The organism is Phaeovibrio sulfidiphilus, assembly GCF_014861485.1.
Classification (GTDB): Bacteria; Pseudomonadota; Alphaproteobacteria; order Rhodospirillales; family Rhodospirillaceae; genus Phaeovibrio; species Phaeovibrio sulfidiphilus.
This window is the reverse complement of record NZ_JACZHT010000002.1, coordinates 398,752-418,256: the sequence shown is the minus strand read 5'-3', so window position 1 is coordinate 418,256 and position 19,505 is coordinate 398,752. Positions and strand designations below refer to the sequence as shown.

Annotated in this window: 9 protein-coding genes and 1 tRNA gene; 3 read left to right on the top strand and 7 right to left on the bottom strand. The window is 67.0% G+C overall.

The annotated features are described in order from the left end of the window. Window positions 1-19: 19 nt before the first annotated feature. On the top strand, window positions 20-1,174 hold the full coding sequence (locus tag IHV25_RS04700) for a diguanylate cyclase (protein WP_192533943.1): 1,155 nt from the start codon (window positions 20-22) through the stop codon (window positions 1,172-1,174). A gap of 579 nt (window positions 1,175-1,753) precedes the next feature. Here the strand turns inward: IHV25_RS04700 and IHV25_RS04695 are convergent. Then, entirely contained in the window at window positions 1,754-2,875 is a 1,122-nt protein-coding gene (locus tag IHV25_RS04695; protein WP_192533942.1) for an AI-2E family transporter, read from the bottom strand. 594 nt (window positions 2,876-3,469) lie between these two features. Continuing rightward, on the bottom strand, window positions 3,470-4,429 hold the full coding sequence (gene cysK / locus IHV25_RS04690) for a cysteine synthase A (protein WP_192533941.1): 960 nt from the start codon (window positions 4,427-4,429) through the stop codon (window positions 3,470-3,472). 452 nt (window positions 4,430-4,881) lie between these two features. Here cysK and IHV25_RS04685 point away from each other — a divergent pair, with 452 nt between their 5' ends. Next, complete coding sequence (locus IHV25_RS04685; RefSeq protein ID WP_192533940.1) at window positions 4,882-7,803, top strand: PAS domain-containing hybrid sensor histidine kinase/response regulator; 2,922 nt, start codon at window positions 4,882-4,884, stop codon at window positions 7,801-7,803. Window positions 7,804-8,221: 418 nt separating this feature from the next. Here the strand turns inward: IHV25_RS04685 and IHV25_RS04680 are convergent, their stop codons facing one another. From IHV25_RS04680 to IHV25_RS04670, 3 genes are all read right to left on the bottom strand, one after another. Then, on the bottom strand, window positions 8,222-8,506 hold the full coding sequence (locus tag IHV25_RS04680; protein ID WP_192533939.1) for a FeoC-like transcriptional regulator: 285 nt from the start codon (window positions 8,504-8,506) through the stop codon (window positions 8,222-8,224). Further along, complete coding sequence (feoB, locus tag IHV25_RS04675; RefSeq protein WP_192533938.1) at window positions 8,503-10,908, bottom strand: Fe(2+) transporter permease subunit FeoB; 2,406 nt, start codon at window positions 10,906-10,908, stop codon at window positions 8,503-8,505. The genes IHV25_RS04680 and feoB overlap by 4 nt, the downstream gene beginning before the upstream one ends. A gap of 158 nt (window positions 10,909-11,066) precedes the next feature. After that, the gene (locus IHV25_RS04670; RefSeq protein WP_192533937.1) at window positions 11,067-11,384 is read right to left on the bottom strand and encodes a FeoA domain-containing protein; all 318 of its coding nucleotides are present in this window, start codon (window positions 11,382-11,384) and stop codon (window positions 11,067-11,069) included. Window positions 11,385-11,850: 466 nt separating this feature from the next. On the opposite strand from IHV25_RS04670, the gene IHV25_RS04665 reads away from it, so the two are divergent. Further along, on the top strand, window positions 11,851-13,701 hold the full coding sequence (locus tag IHV25_RS04665) for a L,D-transpeptidase family protein (RefSeq protein ID WP_192533936.1): 1,851 nt from the start codon (window positions 11,851-11,853) through the stop codon (window positions 13,699-13,701). Between the two features lie 539 nt (window positions 13,702-14,240). Here IHV25_RS04665 and IHV25_RS04660 read toward each other — a convergent pair. Both IHV25_RS04660 and IHV25_RS04655 read right to left on the bottom strand, forming a co-directional pair. Further along, window positions 14,241-14,315, bottom strand: a tRNA-Gln gene (locus IHV25_RS04660). 346 nt (window positions 14,316-14,661) lie between these two features. Continuing rightward, the gene (locus IHV25_RS04655) at window positions 14,662-19,398 is read right to left on the bottom strand and encodes a translocation/assembly module TamB domain-containing protein (RefSeq protein ID WP_192533935.1); all 4,737 of its coding nucleotides are present in this window, start codon (window positions 19,396-19,398) and stop codon (window positions 14,662-14,664) included. Window positions 19,399-19,505: the final 107 nt, after the last annotated feature.

The following is a 19,505-nucleotide window of genomic DNA, read 5'->3' as shown; positions in this document are numbered from 1 at the left end:
GCCCCCGGAAACACAGTCTATGAGAACTGAAAAAAGCGTTATGGCGCCCCCTGACTCACCAGGGGGCGCAAATTCAATTGAAAAGAATGAAAAGGACGGTGACGCCTTTCCCCGGCTTGTAGCCCATATATACGGGCTTCTGAACAGCCCTGTTGCCCCGGCTTTTCCCTCCGACTTTGAAGAAAACGAACAGCTTGTCCAGTTTCATGCCATGATGCTGAACGTCCGCGAGCACCTTCAGGGCCTTGCGGAGGGCGACCTGTCCATCGACCTGAAATACCGCGGATTTGTCTCCGGCCTGCTGAAGCGCCACCTCGCCAACCTGCGCCACCTGACCTGGCAGGTCGAGCAGGTGGCAAAAGGCGATTTCACCCAGCGGGTGGACTTCATGGGGGACTTCTCCGATTCCTTCAACCTCATGGTGGTCAAGCTGGACGAGGCCCTGACCAACCTGCGGGAAACCAAGGAAACCCTCACCTCCCTGACAGAGTCCCTGCGCAACGAGGTGGACGTCCGCACGGCAGCCGTTGTCGCCCTCCAGGAGAGCGAGCGCAGGCTCCGCTACCTGGCGGACCATGACGTGCTGACCGGCGCCCAGAACCGGCGCTCCTTCTACCTGGTGGCCGAGGCCGGCATGCGAACCGCCCGGCAGCTTGGCAAGTACTGCTGCATCGCCATCATGGACCTGGACCACTTCAAGGATTTCAATGACCGCTATGGCCACCTCAGCGGCGACACGGCCCTGAAGCAGGTTGTCCGGATCGCTTCGGAAGCCCTGCGACAGTCCGACTCCCTCGGCCGCTACGGCGGTGAGGAGTTCATCTTCTTTTTCTCGGACGCCACCCTCGAGCAGGCGGAGAAGATCTGCAACCGTATCCGGCTGTCCATCGCCGGAACCCCCATTGATCTGGGGGCCCAGGCCGTGCCCATCACCACCAGCATGGGACTTGCGGGGGTGAACCCGGACTGGCCCGACGAGCGCAACGAAACGTTTGTCGAGAAGATCATCTCCATGGCGGACCACGCCCTCTACAGCGCGAAGGAGGGAGGCCGGAACCGGGTCTGCACCTCCAGCGAGACCCATCCCGACAAATGGTCCCCCGAGAGCGCCGTCGACAAGCCCGTGGAACTGCCGCGCCCGAGCACGACCCCCGCGCGCCAGACCAAGCGCTAGCCCGGAGCCAGCCAGACCAGGGTTCTCCAGACCAGAGTCCGGCCCGGTCCGGTTTCGCCCCACTCCAGCCTGCACCGCTGGGCCCGGGCAGCCGGCCCGCGCACCCGTGGGCGCAGCGCGTCCCGCACCCGGGCAGCAGCCCTACGCACCCGTAGGCGAGGCCCACCCCGCCACCCTGATGCAAGCGCACGCACGCCCACCGCGGTCGCACAGGGGCACGCTGGACCATCGGGGCCGTGCAGGCACGACCTGCCTCCGGGATGACCGGACCGCCAGACAAGCAATACAGAGCAAAATCCCGAGAAGGGACAAGACCGGCCCTCCGGCCCCGTTCCCGGACCGGCCCAAGACCCTATCGCCTGAGAGAACCGGCAGAACCGGACAGGGCCCCGCCACACGGAACCTGGCCCGGACCGCGGCCTGCCGCGCGGGTCCGGAGCCAGGGCGTTCGCGCACCGCGCCGGACCAGGAGCGACAGGGGTGACCCCTGTCCGTGAGGAAACGGGCCGGGAGGGGCTGTGCCGGTCCAGTCAGGTCAGGTCAGGTTGGGTCAGCACACAGCACGCAGGCAACGGGGGCCTAGACCCCCGCCGAGGGACCGGGGCCCCTTTCGCCGTCGCAGCCCATGGAGGCCCGCGCAGCGGCCGCGTACGCGGATGCGGCTCCTGCGACCGCCGCCGGCGTGCTCCCCACAATCAGCTGTCGGTAAACATAGACGGAGATGGGCACCCCCAGCAGCATGCCCCACACACCGATCAGGCTGTGGGCGATATAGAGGATGATCAGCACCATCACCGGGTTGATCCGCATCACGGCCGACATGATCCGGGGATTGAACACATAGGCCTCCACCAGGTGGATGATCACGATCAGCACCAGGGCCCAGAGAGCGAGCGGAATCCCCCCCGCATTCACCGCCATCAGCAAAATGGGGACCGACGAGATGAACACCCCCAGAACCGGGATCAGGCCACAGAAGAACACCACGGTGCACAGCAGGACGATGCCCTGAATTCCCAGGAAGTACAGCCCGACAGCCGTCAGGGCCGTGTTCAGGGACGAGATGAAGATCTGGGCCCGGAAGGCCTCGCCCACCACGCGGGCGAACAGCACAACGGACCCGGAGGTTTCCTCCACCACCGAGGCAAGACGCGTGTAGCGCAGGCGCCGGACACTGCGGGTCAGGCGCGACAGGTCCAGCATGATCAGAAAGCTGAACAGCAGCCCCAGGAAAAACCAGCTGATGTAGTGCACGCTCTTTTGCAGGAGCCCGAAGGCCGCGGACCAGCTGCTGGCAATCACCGTCGAGGGCACGAGCTGTTCCTTGACGCGCACGAACACGTCCTGGAGCATCTGGTTCCCGGAAATCTTGCTCTCGATCCAGGCCTCGACGGTTGCCATGATGGTGGGGATCTGCTCGGTGAACCCCTTCCCCTCGGAGATCAGCCGGGGCGTGATGAAGAACAGGAAGCCGACAATAATCGCAAGGAAGACAAGGTAAAGAAGAACGATCAAAACCCGCCGGGGAATATGGCAGACCCGGTGCATCCGGTGCACAAGACCATGGGCAATAAAGCACATGATGTAGGTGATGAACACCAGACCGAACATCTCGCGGAAAAGAAAGAGAAGCGAGCCAAAGGCAACCCAGATAAAGAACACCTTGTTGGTTCTGAAGAAACCGCCAATGCTGAAGGTCATGGTCGTGCCCTGATGCGTGTGTGTGCCCGACAGGGTACGGGCTCCGCACCCCCGGTTCGGAAAGAGCCCAGTATACTGCGAAGCCTCCGGTTTTTCCACGGACTTCCCGGGGGAACCGGGTTCACGTCCGGCAGCCGGCCCCGCGGGCCGGTCCCGGGGTCTGTGGGCGCCTCTCCCTCAGGGTGTCGAGCGCCCGCGTCCAGCGCCCCCGGAACCTGCGCCGACGGCGTGACCGGCCCGTGCGGCGCATCTTGCGGGCCCGGACAGCCAGTCCGCAGGGCTCGTGGCCACCGGCGGCGGGCAAGACACCGCCGCAGGCCGGGACGGCCCGTCCGCCAGCGCTGCCGCCCACCACACTGACGGTCTCCGACGCTGGTCGATGTCACCGGACGCCCCACCGGGCCTGTGGGCCAGACCGACACGACGCCATCCCGCCCCAGGGCAAAAGGAAAGGGCGCCCCCGAACCCGGATGCGCCCTGCCCTGCCTGAAGGGGGAAACGATAGATGCGCGGCCCGCGCGGCCCGCCGGACGCCACCCGGGCACACCCCGGCCCCACGTCCGCCGCGGGTCGGGACGGGGCGGCCGCGGCTCCCTAGCCCTCGATACCGTCGTAAAGAACCGAGGACAGATAGCGCTCTCCCGCATCGGGAAGGATCACCACCACGGTCTTGCCGTCGAAGGCCGGATCAGCGGCCACACGGGCCGCCGCCGCCGCCGCCGCACCGGAGGATATCCCCGCAAGGATCCCCTCCTCCCGGGCAAGACGCCGGGCATAGTCCACGGCCTCCTCGCTGGAGACCTGCTCGACCCGGTCCACGACATCCAGATCCAGAGTCCCGGGAATGAAGCCTGCGCCAATGCCCTGGATCCGGTGAGGCCCGGGAACCACAGGCTGCCCCGCGAGGGTCTGGGTGATGACCGGCGAGGTGGTCGGCTCGACCGCCACGGTCTGCACGCTGTCCTTGCGCGCCTTCAGATAACGGCCAGTACCGCTGATGGTCCCGCCCGTTCCCACGCCCGCGATCAGAACGTCAACGGCGCCTGCGGTGTCGATCCAGATCTCCGGGCCGGTGGTCCGCTCGTGAACAGCCGGATTGGCCGGGTTCTCAAACTGCTGGGGCATGAAATAGAGGTCCGGGTCGCTTTCGACGAGCTCCCGGGCCATCCTCACGCTGCCGTTCATGCCCTCCGCGCCGGGGCTCAGGATCAGGCGTGCGCCCAGCATGGCCAGCACGCGCCGGCGCTCCAGGCTCATGGTCTCGGGCATGGTCAGGGTCAGCTCGAAGCCCCTGGCCGCGGCCACCGAGGCCAGCGCAATACCGGTGTTCCCGCTGGTGGGCTCGACGATTTTCATGCCGGGGCGAAGAACTCCGCGCGCCAGGGCGTCCTCCACCAGGGCCAGGCCGATCCGGTCCTTGACCGAGCACGACGGATTGCGCGCCTCCATCTTGGCGAGCACAGTGGCACCGCCGGGCGTGACCCTGTTCAGTCGCACAAGGGGGGTCCGGCCGACGGTCGAGGCGTTGGTCTCGAAAATACTGGTGAGGCTCATCCGGTACGTCCTTTTTTTTACAGAAAATCGGTATGCACGCATCCGACTCGGTTAGTAGAAACTGGCAACCGGGACAAACAAAATCAAGTCCTCCTGTACCAAACCCGCACAGTCGCAGACGGGGAGCCGCGCGAGTCCATTCCGCACAACGAAAGCGCCCCCGGGCCGGAAACCGGGTCCGGAGCGATGAAAACCGCGTGAGTTTCCGCCAATCCCGAAGAACCGTGTCTTGCGATACCCGTCACCCGCACGACCTCCGGACACGTAATACCTGAAACCCCCAAGGACAAAGCAAGTCACGGTTTCTCCTGTATTTTACCACTTCTGGATGCGGCCAAAATACACTGGAGGAACGGGGAAAACGTCCCTATACTTTTTCCAATGCGTGCCCGCCTCCCTGAGCGGACCTGCGACCGGGTTCCCCTGACGCCCCTTCCGAGCAGCACAGAGCGATGACCGACACCACCTTGAAGCTCCCGAAAACGCTGGTCCGTGCGCTGCCTCCCCTCATTTACGAGCACGGCATCGCGCTTTGGGAGCTGGACATCGGGACACGCCGTCTCTCCATCTATGGCCAGAAGCACAACAAGCGGTATTTCGGCACCGATATCCAGCAGCTGGACCTGAGCTGGGACGAATACCTGGAAACCAGGGTCCACCCCGAGGACCGGCCGGGCGTGGTCTTCAGCCTTGACCGGGCCCTGTGCGAGAACAGCCTGTTTGCGGCAGACCGCCGGGTTCTGGACCCGGAAACCGGGACGTGGCTCTGGCACCACGTGTGCGGCCGGCTCCAGGTCCGTGAGGACGGCTCGATTGTCCTGTGCGGCTGGACCCTTGATGTCAGCGAGCAGGTTCGCCTGCAGGAAACCCACGAGGCCATTGCCGCCGCCGACCAGCAGGTCCAGGACCTTTTCGACGCCTCGCCGCTGACCTGCACGCTCTATGACCTCAACCGGGTGCCCATCGACTGCAACCTCGAGGCCGTGCGCCTGTTCGGAATGGCCAGCAAGGAGGAATACCTCCGGACGATTGTGTCCTACATGCCGGTTCTCCAGCCCGACGGCACGGACAGCCAGGAACGCTGGCGCTCGTTTTTCCGCGAGGTTCTGAAGCGGGGGCATCAGGTCATACGCTGGCAGCACCTGACCCGGGACGGCGCACCGATCATGCTGGAGCTGACGGGGCTGCGCATCCGGATCGGTGAGGACGAGCGCCTGGTCTGCTACTCCCGGGATCTGACCCCGGAGGCCAGGAACAACGAGAAACTCAACGCGGCCGAAGAGCGCACCCGGGCCATGCTGGATGCGACCCCCCTCGCCTGCACCCTCTTCGACGAGAACTGCAGCCCCATCGACTGCAACCTCGAGGCCGTGCGCATTTTCGGCCTGAGATCCCGGATCGACTACCTGCGACGCTTCAACAGCCTCTCGCCGGTCACCCAGCCCGACGGCACCGACAGCTACCAGGGCTTCCTCCTGATGATCCGCAACGCCTTCGCCAGCGGAAAGGTGGTCTTCGACTGGATGCACTGCCACGCGGACGGCACCTGGATTCCCGTCGAGGTCACCCTCGTTCGGGTCAAGTGGCGGGAGGGCTACTGCGTTGTGGGCTACACCCGCGACCTCCGGGAACTGCGCAAGACCATGGCGGAGATCGAGGCCACACAAGATGCCCTGCGCCTGGCCCGGGACGAGGCGAGAGCGAGCGCGCGGGCCAAGACCACCTTCCTTGCCAACATGAGCCACGAGATCCGCACCCCCATGAACGCCATCATGGGCATGACCGGCATTGCCCGCGAGAGCACCAGCCTGGAGCGGATCCAGTACTGCCTGGGCAAGATCGAGGACGCCGCCGGACACCTCCTGGGGGTGATCAACGACATCCTGGACATGTCCAAGATCGAGGCCGGGAAGTTCGAGGTCTCGCCCGTCGAGACGGTGCTCGATGACCTGCTGGCCCGGATCACCAACGTGGTCGGCTTCCGGGTTGAGCAGAAGCGGCAGAGCTTCATCATCCGCGTGAACCCGGACGTTCCCCGCTCCCTTGTCACGGACCCCCAGCGCCTGGCCCAGGTCATCACCAACCTGGTGACCAACGCCGTGAAGTTCACGCCGGACGAGGGGAAAATCATCCTCTTCATCCGCAAGCGCTCCCGTCAGGGCGATCTCTGCGAGCTGGAGTTCGAGGTCAGCGACACGGGAATCGGCATCTCGCCCGAGCAGCAGGAACGCCTGTTCCAGTCCTTCGAGCAGGCGGACGACAGCATCTCCCGGCGCTTTGGCGGAACCGGCCTGGGGCTCTCCATCTCGAAAAGCATCATCGAGCACATGGACGGATCCATCTGGGTTGAGTCCGAGCCCGGGAAGGGCTCCCGGTTTTTCTTCACCATCTGGGCCCGGGTGGCGGAGAACACCCGGCCGGTCGCCCTCAGCCCCGGGGCAAGCCGGAAAAAACTCAGGGTTCTCATCGTCGATGACGCCCCGGAAATCTGCGAGTACGTGGAGGAGATCCTGGGCGGCCTTGGGATTGCCTGCAAAACCGCCTGCGACGGCTATCAGGCCCTGGACATGATCCGCCACTTCGGCGCGTTCGACATCGTGTTCATCGACTGGATGATGCCGGAAATGGACGGTCTCGAACTGGCCCGGCGCATCCGCGCCCTGAGAGGCGCGGGCAGCATCGTCATCCTCATTTCCAGCGTGGACTGGGCCCAGGTCGCTGCCGAGGCCCACGCCTCGGGAATCAATGACTTCATCCCCAAGCCGATCCTGTCCTCCATGATCGTGGACTGCATCAACCGGCACGTCTGCGCCGTCGCCCCCGACCCGCGCAACGGGCCGGACCTGGCGACCGGCGGGACCGGATCCGGGACCGGAGTCGGCGAACCCAACCCGGCACCCGCCCCCTGCGGGAGCGACGCCCCGACGCCGCGCAGGAGCGCGGACCTCTTCAGGGGCCGTCGGATCCTTGTCGTCGAGGACATTGATATCAATAGGGAAATTTTGGGAATCCAGCTCCAGGAAACCGGCGTGGACATCGACTGCGCCGTCGACGGCCGCGAGGCCCTGGAGATGATCACCGCCGCGCCGGGCCGCTACGACCTGATCCTCATGGATATCCACATGCCGGAAATGGACGGCTACGAGGCCACACGGCGCATCCGGGCCCTGGGGACACCCGACGGGAACAGCCTGCCCATCATCGCCATGACCGCCAACGTGTTCCGTGAGGACGTGGAGCGGTGCCTCGCCGTCGGGATGGATGATCACGTGGGCAAGCCCATCTCGGTGGACGAGGTCATCGGCAAGATGGCGCGCTACCTGAGCGACCCGCGGCCCCGGACCTGCCCCCGCAGGCCGGGCCCCGCAGCCTAGGCGGCGTCCCCGGACACGGTTCCGCAACCCCGCCCCGGCAGGCCGGGCCCCGCGGCCCAGGCGGCATCCTCGGACACGGTCCCGCACCCCTGCCCCGGCAGGCCGGACCCCGCCTATCGCACCCGGGCACACCCGCCACCCGAAACCGCGGAGAGCTGCCGCCCCCCAGCGGCAGCCGGACAGACCGCTGCGACCAGCCGGACCCGACAACGCCAGCCAGCCGGACATGGCGACAGCGACGGCCAGCGGAGTGGCCATGTGCCTCCATCCCCCGGCACCGGGCACGCCCCCCCCCGGCACCGCGAACCTGCACATCCCCCGCCACCGCACACGCGCACGCGCACAAACTCCCAGCACCACGCACGCGCACAAAAAAACGGGCCGTTTCCGGCCCGCTCTCATGGGTGTCTGAAGGCGCTCACCCGCAGGGTGCCCGACTGTGGTGCCCGGCCCTGGCGGGCGCTTTCCCGGGCCTGGAGGCCGAGGGCTCAACCCAGACATAGACGGGATCGCGGGCATAGGAACAGCTGCAGGACTTGCCGGAACACGGGCTCTCCCGCTTCTGGATACAGCCCCGGGCAATCCAGTGGTCCAGCATGGTCTCCAACACGTCCGGAGCCGTCTCGAGGACGCGGGCAAGCTCACCGAGAGGAACCTCGCGACGCTCCCGTACAACGGCTCTCAGACGCATCAGAAGCATCATTCCGCTCCCTTCGGAGACAGGGTCCCGGCGGTGCCCACCGACAGGGCCGCGCTGGCCCGCTGGTGGCGGCCGATGAGCGACAGGCTGCCGATGGAAACCACCATCACCCCAAGGCATCCGAGGAGCCACAGCCCGCTGAACAGGGGGTGCTGGGAGAAGGTGCCGATCTGGTAGGTCGAGGTCGCGACGATGTACGCAAGCCCGGTGGTCCAGAAGGTGACGAACCCGGTCCAGCCCCAGCCCAGCTCACGCTTCACGGCGCCCAGAACGGCGGCACACGGCACGTACAGCAGGACAAACAGCAGGTAGGAGAACGCCGCCAGAGGACCGGCAAAGCCGGAGGCGAGCGGACCGGAGAACTCGCTGGCCGTGGCCAGGGCCTCCTCATCCTGCAGACCGTCGGAGATGCCCAGCGGGTCCAGGAGCATGTCGCCAAGGCTCGCGAACTTCTCGGGAATGGTCATGAACGCTTCCTGGATTCCGCCCCAGAAGTCAAACGCCTCGTCCTCGGACTCCTCCTCGCCGACGATGGCGGCGCCCTCCTGGTCCGCGTCCCCGGCCTGGTCGGCCTGGGCGGCATACAGGGTGTTCAGGGTGCCGACGACGGCTTCCTTGGCGAACAGGCCGGTCACGATACCCACCATGGCAGGCCAGTTGTCCTCGGACAGCCCCATGGGACCGAAAGCCGGGGTGGCCACCTGGGAGACCTGCGCAAGGATCGAGCTGTCCTTGCCCTCGTGATCGAACTTGCCGTCGGTGCCCATGGTCTGGAGAACCGAGATCACCATGACCACGGCGACGATCACCTTGCCCGCTCCCATGACAAACACCTTGAGGCGGGTCCAGGAGTGGATCAGAACGTCGCGCAGGCGGGGCATGCGATAGGACGGCAGCTCCAGCATGAACGGCGCCGCATCACCGGCCAGAATGGTCTTCTTCAGCGTCATGGCGGTGAAAATGGCAGCGGCAATACCGATCAGGTACAGGGCCATGACCACCATTCCACCGGTTTTCGGGAAGAAGGCCGTGGCAAACAGGGCATAGACGGCAAGCCGGGCGCCACAGGACATGAAGGGAGCCATGGTGATGGCCAGGACCCGGTCCTTGGGACGCTCCATCACGCGGGCCGCCATGACCGCCGGAACGTTGCAGCCGAAGCCCACGATCAGGGGAACGATGGCCTTGCCGGGAAGACCGATCCGGTTCATGGCCTTGTCCATGACAAACGCCGCGCGGGCCATGTAGCCGGAGTCCTCGAGGACCGTCAGGGCAAGGTACAGGGCCCCGACGATGGGCACGAAGGTCGCAACGGTGGTGATACCGCCACCGATACCCTTGGCCAGAAGAACCACCAGCCACTCAGGCGCACCGATGCTCTCCAGCAGGTGACCGAAGCCGTCCACGAAGATCGTGGCGCCGGCCACATCAAAGAAATCAATAAACGCGCCCCCGATGTGCACGGTGAACATGAACATCAGGTACATCACGAAGAAGAAAACCGGGATGCCCAGAAGGGGGTGCAGGACGACGGAGTCGATGGAATCCGTGTGGTTGACGGAGCGGGCCTTGCCGCGGACAACCGTGCTCTCCACAAGGGAGTGGGCGGCGTCAAAGCGCGCAGCCGCGATCAGGGTGTCCACATCATCGCCTGCCGCATCCTCCACAGCCCGGCGCTTCTCGGCGACGAACGCGCCAAGATCGGCGGAGTTGCGGGCCAGAAGGCTGTGATCCCCCTCCAGCATGGACAGGGCAACCCAGCGGTGCGAGCCCGGGGCATAGGCGTCGGGGCGGGTGTCCAGCTCATGGACAACCTCCGAGACCGCAGCCTCCACGCTTGCGGAGTGGGTGACAGGGGACGTGCGCGGAAGCTCGGGCAGGGCCTCGAAAAGGCGCTCCCGAAGCTCGCGAATGCCGGAGCCCGAAGCCGCCGACACCGGGAACACCGGGCAGCCCAGACGACGCGCGAGGGCGTCCACATCAATCTGGAGCCCCGCATCCTCGGCTGCATCCATCATGTTCAGGGCCACGATGCACGGAACACCGCACTCCAGAAGCTGAACGGTCAGGTAGAGCGACTGCTCGAGGCGGGTCGCGTCCGCAATATTGAGGAACAGGTCAGCCTCGCACGATCCCACATACTTGCGGGCCACCTCGTAGTCCAGACTGCTCCCGGCCTCGTTGGGCGCAATGGAATAAAGCCCCGGAAGGTCCACAACAGAGATGCACTTGCCGTCGGCACGGCACATACCCTCCATGCGTTCGACGGTGATGCCCGGGAAGTTGCCAACACGCTGGGACGCGCCCGTCAGCCGATTGAACACCGAGCTTTTGCCCGAGTTCGGAGGACCGATCAGGGCGACGGTCCGCAGGATCTTGGGGTCGGTTCGTTTCGTTGAAACCATGGAAGAGGACTTTCCAACCAGGGCAGGCGGCCAAACACAACAAGGTCGCCCGCAATGCAATTAAAACAATACCTTAACGGGACGACCTCCCTCCCCTGCGGGACACCCGTGCCAGGAGAGGAAGGTCGAGCCACCAAAGGTCTGTGAAACGCGACGGCTTACAGGGGGCACACAGGGCGCACCAGAATCTGCCGCGCAAGGGCCGAGCCGATGGCCACGGTCATTGCGGAATAGCGAACAGCAAGACCGCCACCGGGAACCCGGCGCAGGATGTTCAGGCGATGACCGGTCCGGATCCCAAGATCGCCGAGCTCGCGGGCGGTTTTCCGCCCCCCCAGCACTCCGGTAACCTGGACGGTCACGCCAATGTTCATCTCGTTGAGGAGGATATCGGGGGCCGCATCCGCGAGGGATCCGGTCATGGCTCCCGCGGCAGGGCAGCCGCAGGACGGCGCAGTTGAAAGAGCTTCAGGCACGACTCATATCCTTTTTAATCGGGAAACGGGTCCGGGGACAGTCCGGGTCAGGAAGCCGGCAAGGCCGGCACATGACCGGGGGTCTTCGGACAGCCGCTTCAGTTCACTCTCCTCGTCACCGGGAGCCCGGACAGTGGGGAACTGCCTCTCAGGAGCGGCCCGGGCCGCGTATCAGACAAAGGTAGTGATTATGATAATTACTGTCAACATCAAGGATAACGATTCTCGAGTCGCGCCGCGAAAAACAGCCCGGAATTGTTTCGATCCAAAACACTACAACCAATTGTTTGCCACCTCCGGTGATAATGGAGCAAAAAGTATAACCTGAGGTCTGAATATCCGATTCCATTACGTAGATAATTCACCGCGTGCTAGACTTCGGACGTTAGCAGGAGAACTCCCGGGCGGCGTCCCGGACCGGTCTTTCACCCGCCGCGCAGGAGCGCTGTCCCCGAGGAGGTGCCTCATGGCCTCACTTCCCCCGGATTCCCCCCCCCGTTCCGTTGACGACTCGTCTCCGGCTCGCGCCGAGCGTCATCCCATCCGTTCGTTTGTCGTTGAGACCGCCACCGGTATCGGCGTCCTTGCGCTTGTTCTCGGGATTGCGGGCGCTCCGGAAGCCGTCAGCGGGAACAGACTTGCGGATGTATCCTCTGCGCGTCCCCGCAGCCTTGCCGAGGCCGTGAACGCCCCGGAGCCCGCACTCTTCGGATCCGACGCCTTGGGGCGCTTTCTGGTTGGCGCCTTTGGCCGCTCGGACACCTGGCCGGTCTGGACAACCGACAGCGGCGCCCTTCAGCGGGCCGGCGACCTGATGTCCGCGCTGCAGGCGGCCCCGAACGAGGGGCTTGACCCGCGCATCTATGGGCTGCCCGTGATCGAGGCCGCCCTGGCAACGCGCACGCCGGAAAGCCTCCGCAAGGCCGAGGCCCTTCTGACCCGCGCGGCTCTCATGTTCTCTCTGGACCGCCTGCTGGGCCAGAGCCGCCGCAACCTTCCCTGGGACCAGAAGGTCGCGCTTCTGAAATCCGAGGAACACCTTCGCGTGGAGGATCTCCTCGCGGGTCTCGCCACCGCGGATGACCTGCGGAGCTGGCTGACCTCCCTTGCGCCCGTGAGCACCCAGTACAACGCGCTCGCCGACGCCCTTGCCCGTTACCGCAGCGTGTCGGATCCCGCATCCGGCCTGGCCCTGATCCCCGACGGCCCTGCCCTTCGGGCCGGAGACCGTGATCCCCGCATCCCGCTTGTCCGGGCCCGTCTTCTTGCCCAGCCCGCCACCGCCACCCACCCCGGCCTGGCGGCAACCGAAGGGTCTGACACGGCGCTCTATGACGAGGCCCTGGCGGACGCGGTGCGGACGTTCCAAAGTGCCGAGGGCCTGGGCACGGACGGCATCCTGGGCCCCCAGACCGTTGCCAGCCTGAACCGGGGCCTGGGGCAGAAGATCGCTCGGGTAGAGACCGCGCTGGAGCGCTGGCGCCTTCTTCCGCGGCAGCTCGGGCCGGTCCACATTCTTGTGAACATCCCCCAGTTCGAGCTCTTTCTCGAGGACGGGAACACCACGGCCCTGCGCATGAAGGTGGCGGTGGGCTCTCCCGGGCGCCACGCGACGCCGCTCTTCAGCGACACCCTGCGCTACATGGAGTTCAACCCGTACTGGAACGTGCCGCCCTCCATCGCACGGGCGGAGACCGTTCCCAAGCAGCGCAACGATCCCGACTACATGGCCAAGCGCGGCTACACCGTGACAAACGCCTCGGGCGACCGGGTGTCCCCGGACGAGGTTGACTGGAGCGATGCCGCCGATGTGGCCCGCAACTACCGGATCCGCCAGAACCCCGGACCGGGCAACGCTCTCGGCTCGGTCAAGTTCATGTTCCCGAACCGGTATTCGGTCTATCTCCACGACACCAACGCGCCGGGCGTGTTCCAAAGGGACAACCGCGCGGTCTCCCACGGCTGTATCCGGGTCTCCGAACCGAAAGCCCTGGCGGACTACCTGCTGGCCCACAACACCGCCTACTCAAGCCGCACGTTCGAGAGCTTTCTCGGCTCCTCGCCCCGGCGCGTGGACCTGGCCACGCCGGTGCCGATCCACCTGGTCTACATCACCGCCTGGGCCGAGGCCCACGGGGACGTCCGGTTCTTCCGCGACATCTACAATCAGGACACCGGGCTGATGAGCCGCATGGACGAGAACGCCCACGACTTCTCCACTCCGTGGAAAGAGGCCGCCGGCCCCGTCACGGAAGCCCGGACCGCTCTTGGAGAGCCCCTGTTTGCTCTCCTGTCCCTCAGGGAGGAAAGGCCGTAGACAGCCCCTACACCTTTTTTCCCGAACGCGCCGCCCGGAGACCCGCCCGGGCGGCGCACTCTTTCCCGCCGCCAGACCGGGACCACTCACGCTCCTGAACAGCCCACAGAAACCGCGCCTCTTGCGATCCGGTAGCCATTGGGCTGCGCATTTTCGCTGGCAGACCGGATCGCCCCCGGTCGGGAGCCTCACCATGCGCCTCCCGCGCCGGGGTAAACTCCCAATTCGCGCAGCCGGACGCCGGACCGGGCGCACCCCACTACCGGCCCGGACACCTCAGATCCCCACCCATCTTGCGAGGCGATCCCCCACGCCCGCAAACCGGTGCCACTGCCCGGGGCCCGGCATTCGCTGACCGGTGCCAGATCCGGGATTCGGCAGCCCCTGCGGAACGTCCGGCAGACCGGCTCCGGGCGGCCGGCGTGATGGGCAACGCAGGGGAGCCGGAACGCGCGCGCCAGCCCGCCAGCGGCCCTCAACCGGGACAACCGGGCGGACCTCACAGCGTTCTGTTCATTGAATTTTTGGGAAACTGGAACTGGCTGGGGCGCCAGGATTCGAACCTGGGAATGGCGGTACCAAAAACCGCTGCCTTACCGCTTGGCTACGCCCCACCAAACGCAGCGGAACATAGGGGATAGGGTCGGAAGATGCAAGCGCGGACTTGCGACCCCGGGTGCCCCCGCATCCCATTTGCGCCGCCGCTCCGGTGCCTCCAGCCGGCCGCCCTCCGGAGAATAAACCCGGCGGCCGTTCCCGGCCACACGCAAGCCCCCCACCCTGCCCCGACGGGCCATTTGTGGGAAGACGCCCCCTCGGAGGCCGTTCCCGGCCACACGCACGCCCCCCGCCCCGGCACGTCCCGGTGGGACCGCGTCCTGCGCGGCAGCTCCCGGCCAGACGCCCCCCCCGTCCCGGCCGGCGCGCCCGCGGCCCGGCGGAACCGAGGGTCTCCCCGGCTCAGTAGTCCCATTTCCACAGGAGGCCCGCCGCACCGGTGCCCGACGCTCCCACCTGGCTCTCCACACTGATTTCGGGAGTCAGCTCCACCTCGACGTGGACCGCACTTTCGCCGGGCTCCATGCCCTGCACCACGCCGACATAGACGTTCTCGCGCAGATAGGCGCCGGCCTCCAGGGTACTGGAGCCATCCGCACTCTCGCCAAAACGCAGCACATCCAGGCCGAAGGCATCCCGGATCCGGCCCATGATGTCCGTGCCTCCGCTGCCGAAGTCCTTCAGCTGGGCCAGGGCCCGGGCCAGCTGGATCGCCTCCATGGCGGACAGTTCGCCAGAGCTTTTCCCGAACAGAACGTGCGCCACCACCTCGTCCTGGGGCAGGGGCGGATCGGCCTCGAACGCAATCGAGGGCGAGGTGGCGGTTCCCGTCACCCGAACCGTGGCGTCGATCTTGCCCGCCTTGTTGCTTGCCCGGATATCGAGGGCCGGATCAATGGTTTTGCCGCCATCAAAACGGACCACGCTGTTTTTCAGCGAGAAGACCCGGCCCACCAGCTCGATCTGTCCCCGGACGTTCGCGATGGATCCGACGATGGAGGGAGCCGAAGCGGTCCCGCCTACCTTGAGGTCGCCTTTCCATTCCGTATCAATACCCTGTCCGGTGACCTTGACGTGCCCGGGCAGGACCACATGCACATCGAGGGTCAGGGGCGTCTCCTGCGCAACCGCCTCCGCCGGGACCTCTGCCCCCGCCTTCCGGGTCGCGCCCGTGCCTGTTTTTTGCACCCGGCCCGCGCCTGATGCCGATGCGTTTGCGGGCGGCGTCCCTGCGCCTTTCTCCACCACAGGCAGATCTGGGATGGAGCCCCCCAGCGTGTTCATCAGCCGCACCAGAACCCGGGTCGTGGTCACGGTCCCGGTGACCGCTCCGCCGCCCCGGTGCAGCTCCACATGAATGTCCGCATTCGCCCCGGCCTCCACGTCGTCGCGCCGGACCAGCGCGGCGTTCCGGGCGAGAAGATCCACGGACCCGCGGGGACGGGCGAGATCGGCCAGAGCCAGGGTGCCGTCCACGCGCACCGTTCCGCTGTCACCGTCGCCAGCGCGCAGGGAAACGCTCACATTGCGTGCACGGTCCGTGCCCACATCCAGATCCACATCGGTGAGAAGGGTGCCAGTCAGCAGATTTTCATAGCGGGCCTTGCGAAGGGAAGCGGTCCCCTGAATGGACGGCGCACCCAGGGTTCCCCCGGCCTGCACATCGAGATCGAGAACGCCGGAGGCACGGTGCTCGATCAGCGGGGTGAATGCCAGGAGATCCGCAAGCTCAACACCGCCCTGGATGCGGGCCGTGAGCCGGGAGGCGCCCGACAGCGTGGCCCCGTCGCCACCGCCCCCAACCCGAACGGTGGCCACCAGAGGCCGGGCGCTCCCCTCCAGGGTCAGACGGGCGTCCAGCGCCCGGTCCAGGGTTCCCTCAAGGCGGGCGCCCAGGGCCCGGGACGCGGATGCGGTCGAGCGAAGCTCGGGAACAACCAGAGCCACCCGCACCACCGGGTGATCCGCCGTTCCGCTCACAGACGCCGTGCCCTCCAGACGCCCCCCGATCCCGAGACCGGGAGCAAACGTCTCCACCAGGGTCAGGGGAATGGCCGACAGGCGAACGGTCAAAGGCTTGGCCGCGCCCGCGCCCGCGCCCGCGCCAAACGAGCCCGAGCCCTCAATCCGGCCCGTGTCCAGAGCCAGGTTCAGGTTTTCAAGGCGCAGCCCGCCACCGGGCAGGAGATGGAGTGTGGCGTTCGAGGTCTGTTCAAGCCGGTGCGGCCCCACCTGCACACGCACCGGAGACACAACAATCCTCCGGTCCTCCCCGCCCGGGGTCAGCCCCGCGCCCACGCGAACGCTCAGGGGCAGTTCCCCCGTCGCCCCGGCCGCAAGGGCCCCGTCGATCTCGAGCCCGGTTTTCAGGGCGTCCAGGGGACCGGTGGCCGAAAGGGCGACACGGCTCCAACGGGCAATCCCGGCCTGACCGGCCCCAAGGGACAGCGTCGCGTCAAGACGGGCCGCGCCAAAGGGGTCGCGCAGCGTGGCCCGGCCGCCCAGATCCCCGGGCTTCAGGTCTCCCAGCGCCAGCCCGCCACCGGACAGGGACGCATCCAGGGCCGCCGCCGTCTTCCCCCGGGCGGGAACAAGGGCTGCATTCAGGCTCACATGCCCGCGCAGATCGGCGGGCGCACCGAAGGCGGACAGGACGGAGAGATCCGGCACCTCGGCCCGCAGCGTGGCTTTGGACGCCGGGAGAGATCCCAGATCCACGTCCGCCCCCAGGCGGGCGACAGCGTTCGCATAGCGGAGCACGCCCTCGGACACGGCAAGGCGCCCGAACTCCTGCGTAACCTCGAAGGGGATATGAACCTGAAGGGGGCGGCCGTCTATGGTTCCGCCCGCCTCCAGAAGACCGGAGGGACCGCCCTCGTGGCGCTGCACCCGGCCGCTGATGGACAGGCCCTCCAGGGTCAGGCCCGGGCCCTCAAGGCGGTTTGCATTCACGGCCAGGTCAAGGGCGGGATCGGACAGGGGCCCGGTGGCGGTCAGGTCCAGGGTGACCGGATCCCCCCGGAACCCGACGCCGAAACTGCCCGGATCGTCCACCGAGGCCTGGAGAACCGCCTCCAGGCGCCCGGCATCGCCGCCCAGGGCCATGTGCCCGGCCGCGCGGGCTCCGGCACCATTCAGCTCCAGATCCTCGATGCGCAGGGTGTCATGCCCGGGCTCGGTGGAGAACACGACCCGGAGCCGACCCGTCGGAGAGGCCCCGAACAGCCGCCACAGGGGCGGATCCAGGGGGGCCGTTGCTGTCTGGGCCTTCTGTCCCTGCGGTGCGTCCGGTGAAACAGCCGGTGTACCCGGGGCCTGCGCTGTCTTAAGGGTGTCGGGTGCCCCCGCGCCCCCAGCGGCCTCTGTGCCCCGGGATGGTGCGGGCCCCTCCGCCGCGTTTTCGCTTGCGGCCCCGGTTTCCCCGTTGTCCGGGGAGCCCCGGGCCAGATCACCCCGGGCCTCGAGCGCCAGGTCTCCGCTCAGGGGCCAGGCGGTGAACCCGTCCGTTCGGGCCTCCAGCCGGGCGGGTCCGTCCAGTCCGGGCGCCAGGGTGCCGACCTGGGGCACCTCCAGGGTCGCCCGGAAGGGTGCCAGCCGCAGATCCAGAATATCAAAGTCCCCCTGGCCCTCCAGGGACACATCCTTACCGTTCAGGGCCAGAGACACCCCATGCCAGACCAGGCGGCTCAGGTCCGGCGCGACCTCCAGCCCCCCGGCAGCGCGGAGCCGGGGCGTGCCCCCCAGGGCCGCCTCCACGAGGGATCCGGCCACGGGAAGGGCGAACCCGTCGGCGTCGGCCTCCAGGGACAGGTCCACCGCGGCCTTCCCCAGGGCCAGAAGCCCGGTCCGGGGCCGGAGTGTGGCCTTCAGATCCAGATGGTGGGCGCCGATAATGTCGCCAAGAACCGCATCCGTCGCACTCAGGTGCACATCCGCCGTCGCTTTCGCCACGGTTCCCGAGAGGCGCGCCGTCAGGTCCGCCTGTGTGAGCCCAAAATCATCCAGAAACAGGGACACCAGCGAGGGCCCCTTCAGGGCTGCCCGGGTCTCCAGATCGAAGGTCGGAGCGGAGCCGGACAGGTCCACCTGCCCCCCGGCCTCCAGGTCCAGACTGGCGGAGGCCACAGTCAGCTTCGAGAGCCGAACGACGTTCCCCTGCCCCCGGGCCGCCTCCACGTCCAGGCGGGCGCTGGTCCCCAGAAGGGCGCCGAACACCGCGGGCGCCCGGGTCAGGGGCGCGGCGGACAGGCTCAGGGCCCCGGTTTGCTCCCGGTCTCCCAGGGCCAGGGCCAAGGTGCCGCCCACATCCAGGACGTCCTCGATCCGGAAGCCGATGGTCGCATCCCAGCCGGACAGGGGGCCATGCCCGCTCATCTGAAAAGAGAACCCCGCGTGGTCCGGAAAGCCTGCAAGACCGCCCAGAACACCGCCCGCGGGCTCGCTCAGGGACACGGTGAGATCCAGGTTCGCGGGATCGGCCTGAAACAGGGAGGTGATGTCCGCCCTCAGCCCTGCGCCCGCCCCATCGGGCCCGGCCTCCAGGCGCACGCTGGTGCGCAGGCTCCGGCCCTGCCCCTCGGTCTGCCCCTCAAGGGACAGGGAAAGATCGTGCCCCAGAACGGGCGCACCAAGAAAAACCGGGCCAACCTTCAGGCTCCGGATGCTGACCCGCCCAAGAATCGACGGACTGACCCCGATCCCGGTGCCGCTGTCCTCCTTCGGGTCCGGGGGAGCCCCCGGAAGCTCGGGCAGGCGGGTCACGTGAAGCGTGTCGGCCTCCAGCGCGTCCACCGACAGGCGGCCCAGCAGAAGAGCAAGCGGCGTCCAGGACAACCGCGCACGCCCGAGGGACAGCCAGACGCCGTGCGGATCCTCAAGGGTCACGTCCCGCACCACAAGGTCGGACAGAAGGGAGCCCTCGACAGCGCCGATCCGCAACCGCAGGCCCGCGGGGTCGTCAACCGCCTGCTCCAGGGTCTGCCTCAGCCACTCCCTGCCCGAGCGGGTTTCCGAAAGCCAGAAACCGCCCGCCAGCACGCACACAAGAACCGCGCCCAGGACACCGGCAAGACCGCGCAGGACCACTGGGCGCACGCGCGCGATGCGGCTGCGTCCCCCGCCCTGCCCGTTTGCGGACATGATGTGTTCTCCCGGCATGGTTCTGTCACCTCTCCCGACCGCAAACCGGCCTGCACGACACTGGGATCCTCCGACACCCGACGCACCGCGCCACAGGATGCGAGGCC

Coding starts and splice junctions, on each gene's coding strand:
- cysK (WP_192533941.1), bottom strand. CDS start 4,429: ATGAGCCTCACCAGTATTTTCGAGACCAACGCCTCGACCGTCGGCCGG.
- IHV25_RS04680 (WP_192533939.1), bottom strand. CDS start 8,506: ATGATGCTTCTGATGCGTCTGAGAGCCGTTGTACGGGAGCGTCGCGAG.
- IHV25_RS04655 (WP_192533935.1), bottom strand. CDS start 19,398: ATGTCCGCAAACGGGCAGGGCGGGGGACGCAGCCGCATCGCGCGCGTG.
- IHV25_RS04685 (WP_192533940.1), top strand. CDS start 4,882: ATGACCGACACCACCTTGAAGCTCCCGAAAACGCTGGTCCGTGCGCTG.
- IHV25_RS04665 (WP_192533936.1), top strand. CDS start 11,851: ATGGCCTCACTTCCCCCGGATTCCCCCCCCCGTTCCGTTGACGACTCG.
- IHV25_RS04700 (WP_192533943.1), top strand. CDS start 20: ATGAGAACTGAAAAAAGCGTTATGGCGCCCCCTGACTCACCAGGGGGC.
- feoB (WP_192533938.1), bottom strand. CDS start 10,908: ATGGTTTCAACGAAACGAACCGACCCCAAGATCCTGCGGACCGTCGCC.
- IHV25_RS04695 (WP_192533942.1), bottom strand. CDS start 2,875: ATGACCTTCAGCATTGGCGGTTTCTTCAGAACCAACAAGGTGTTCTTT.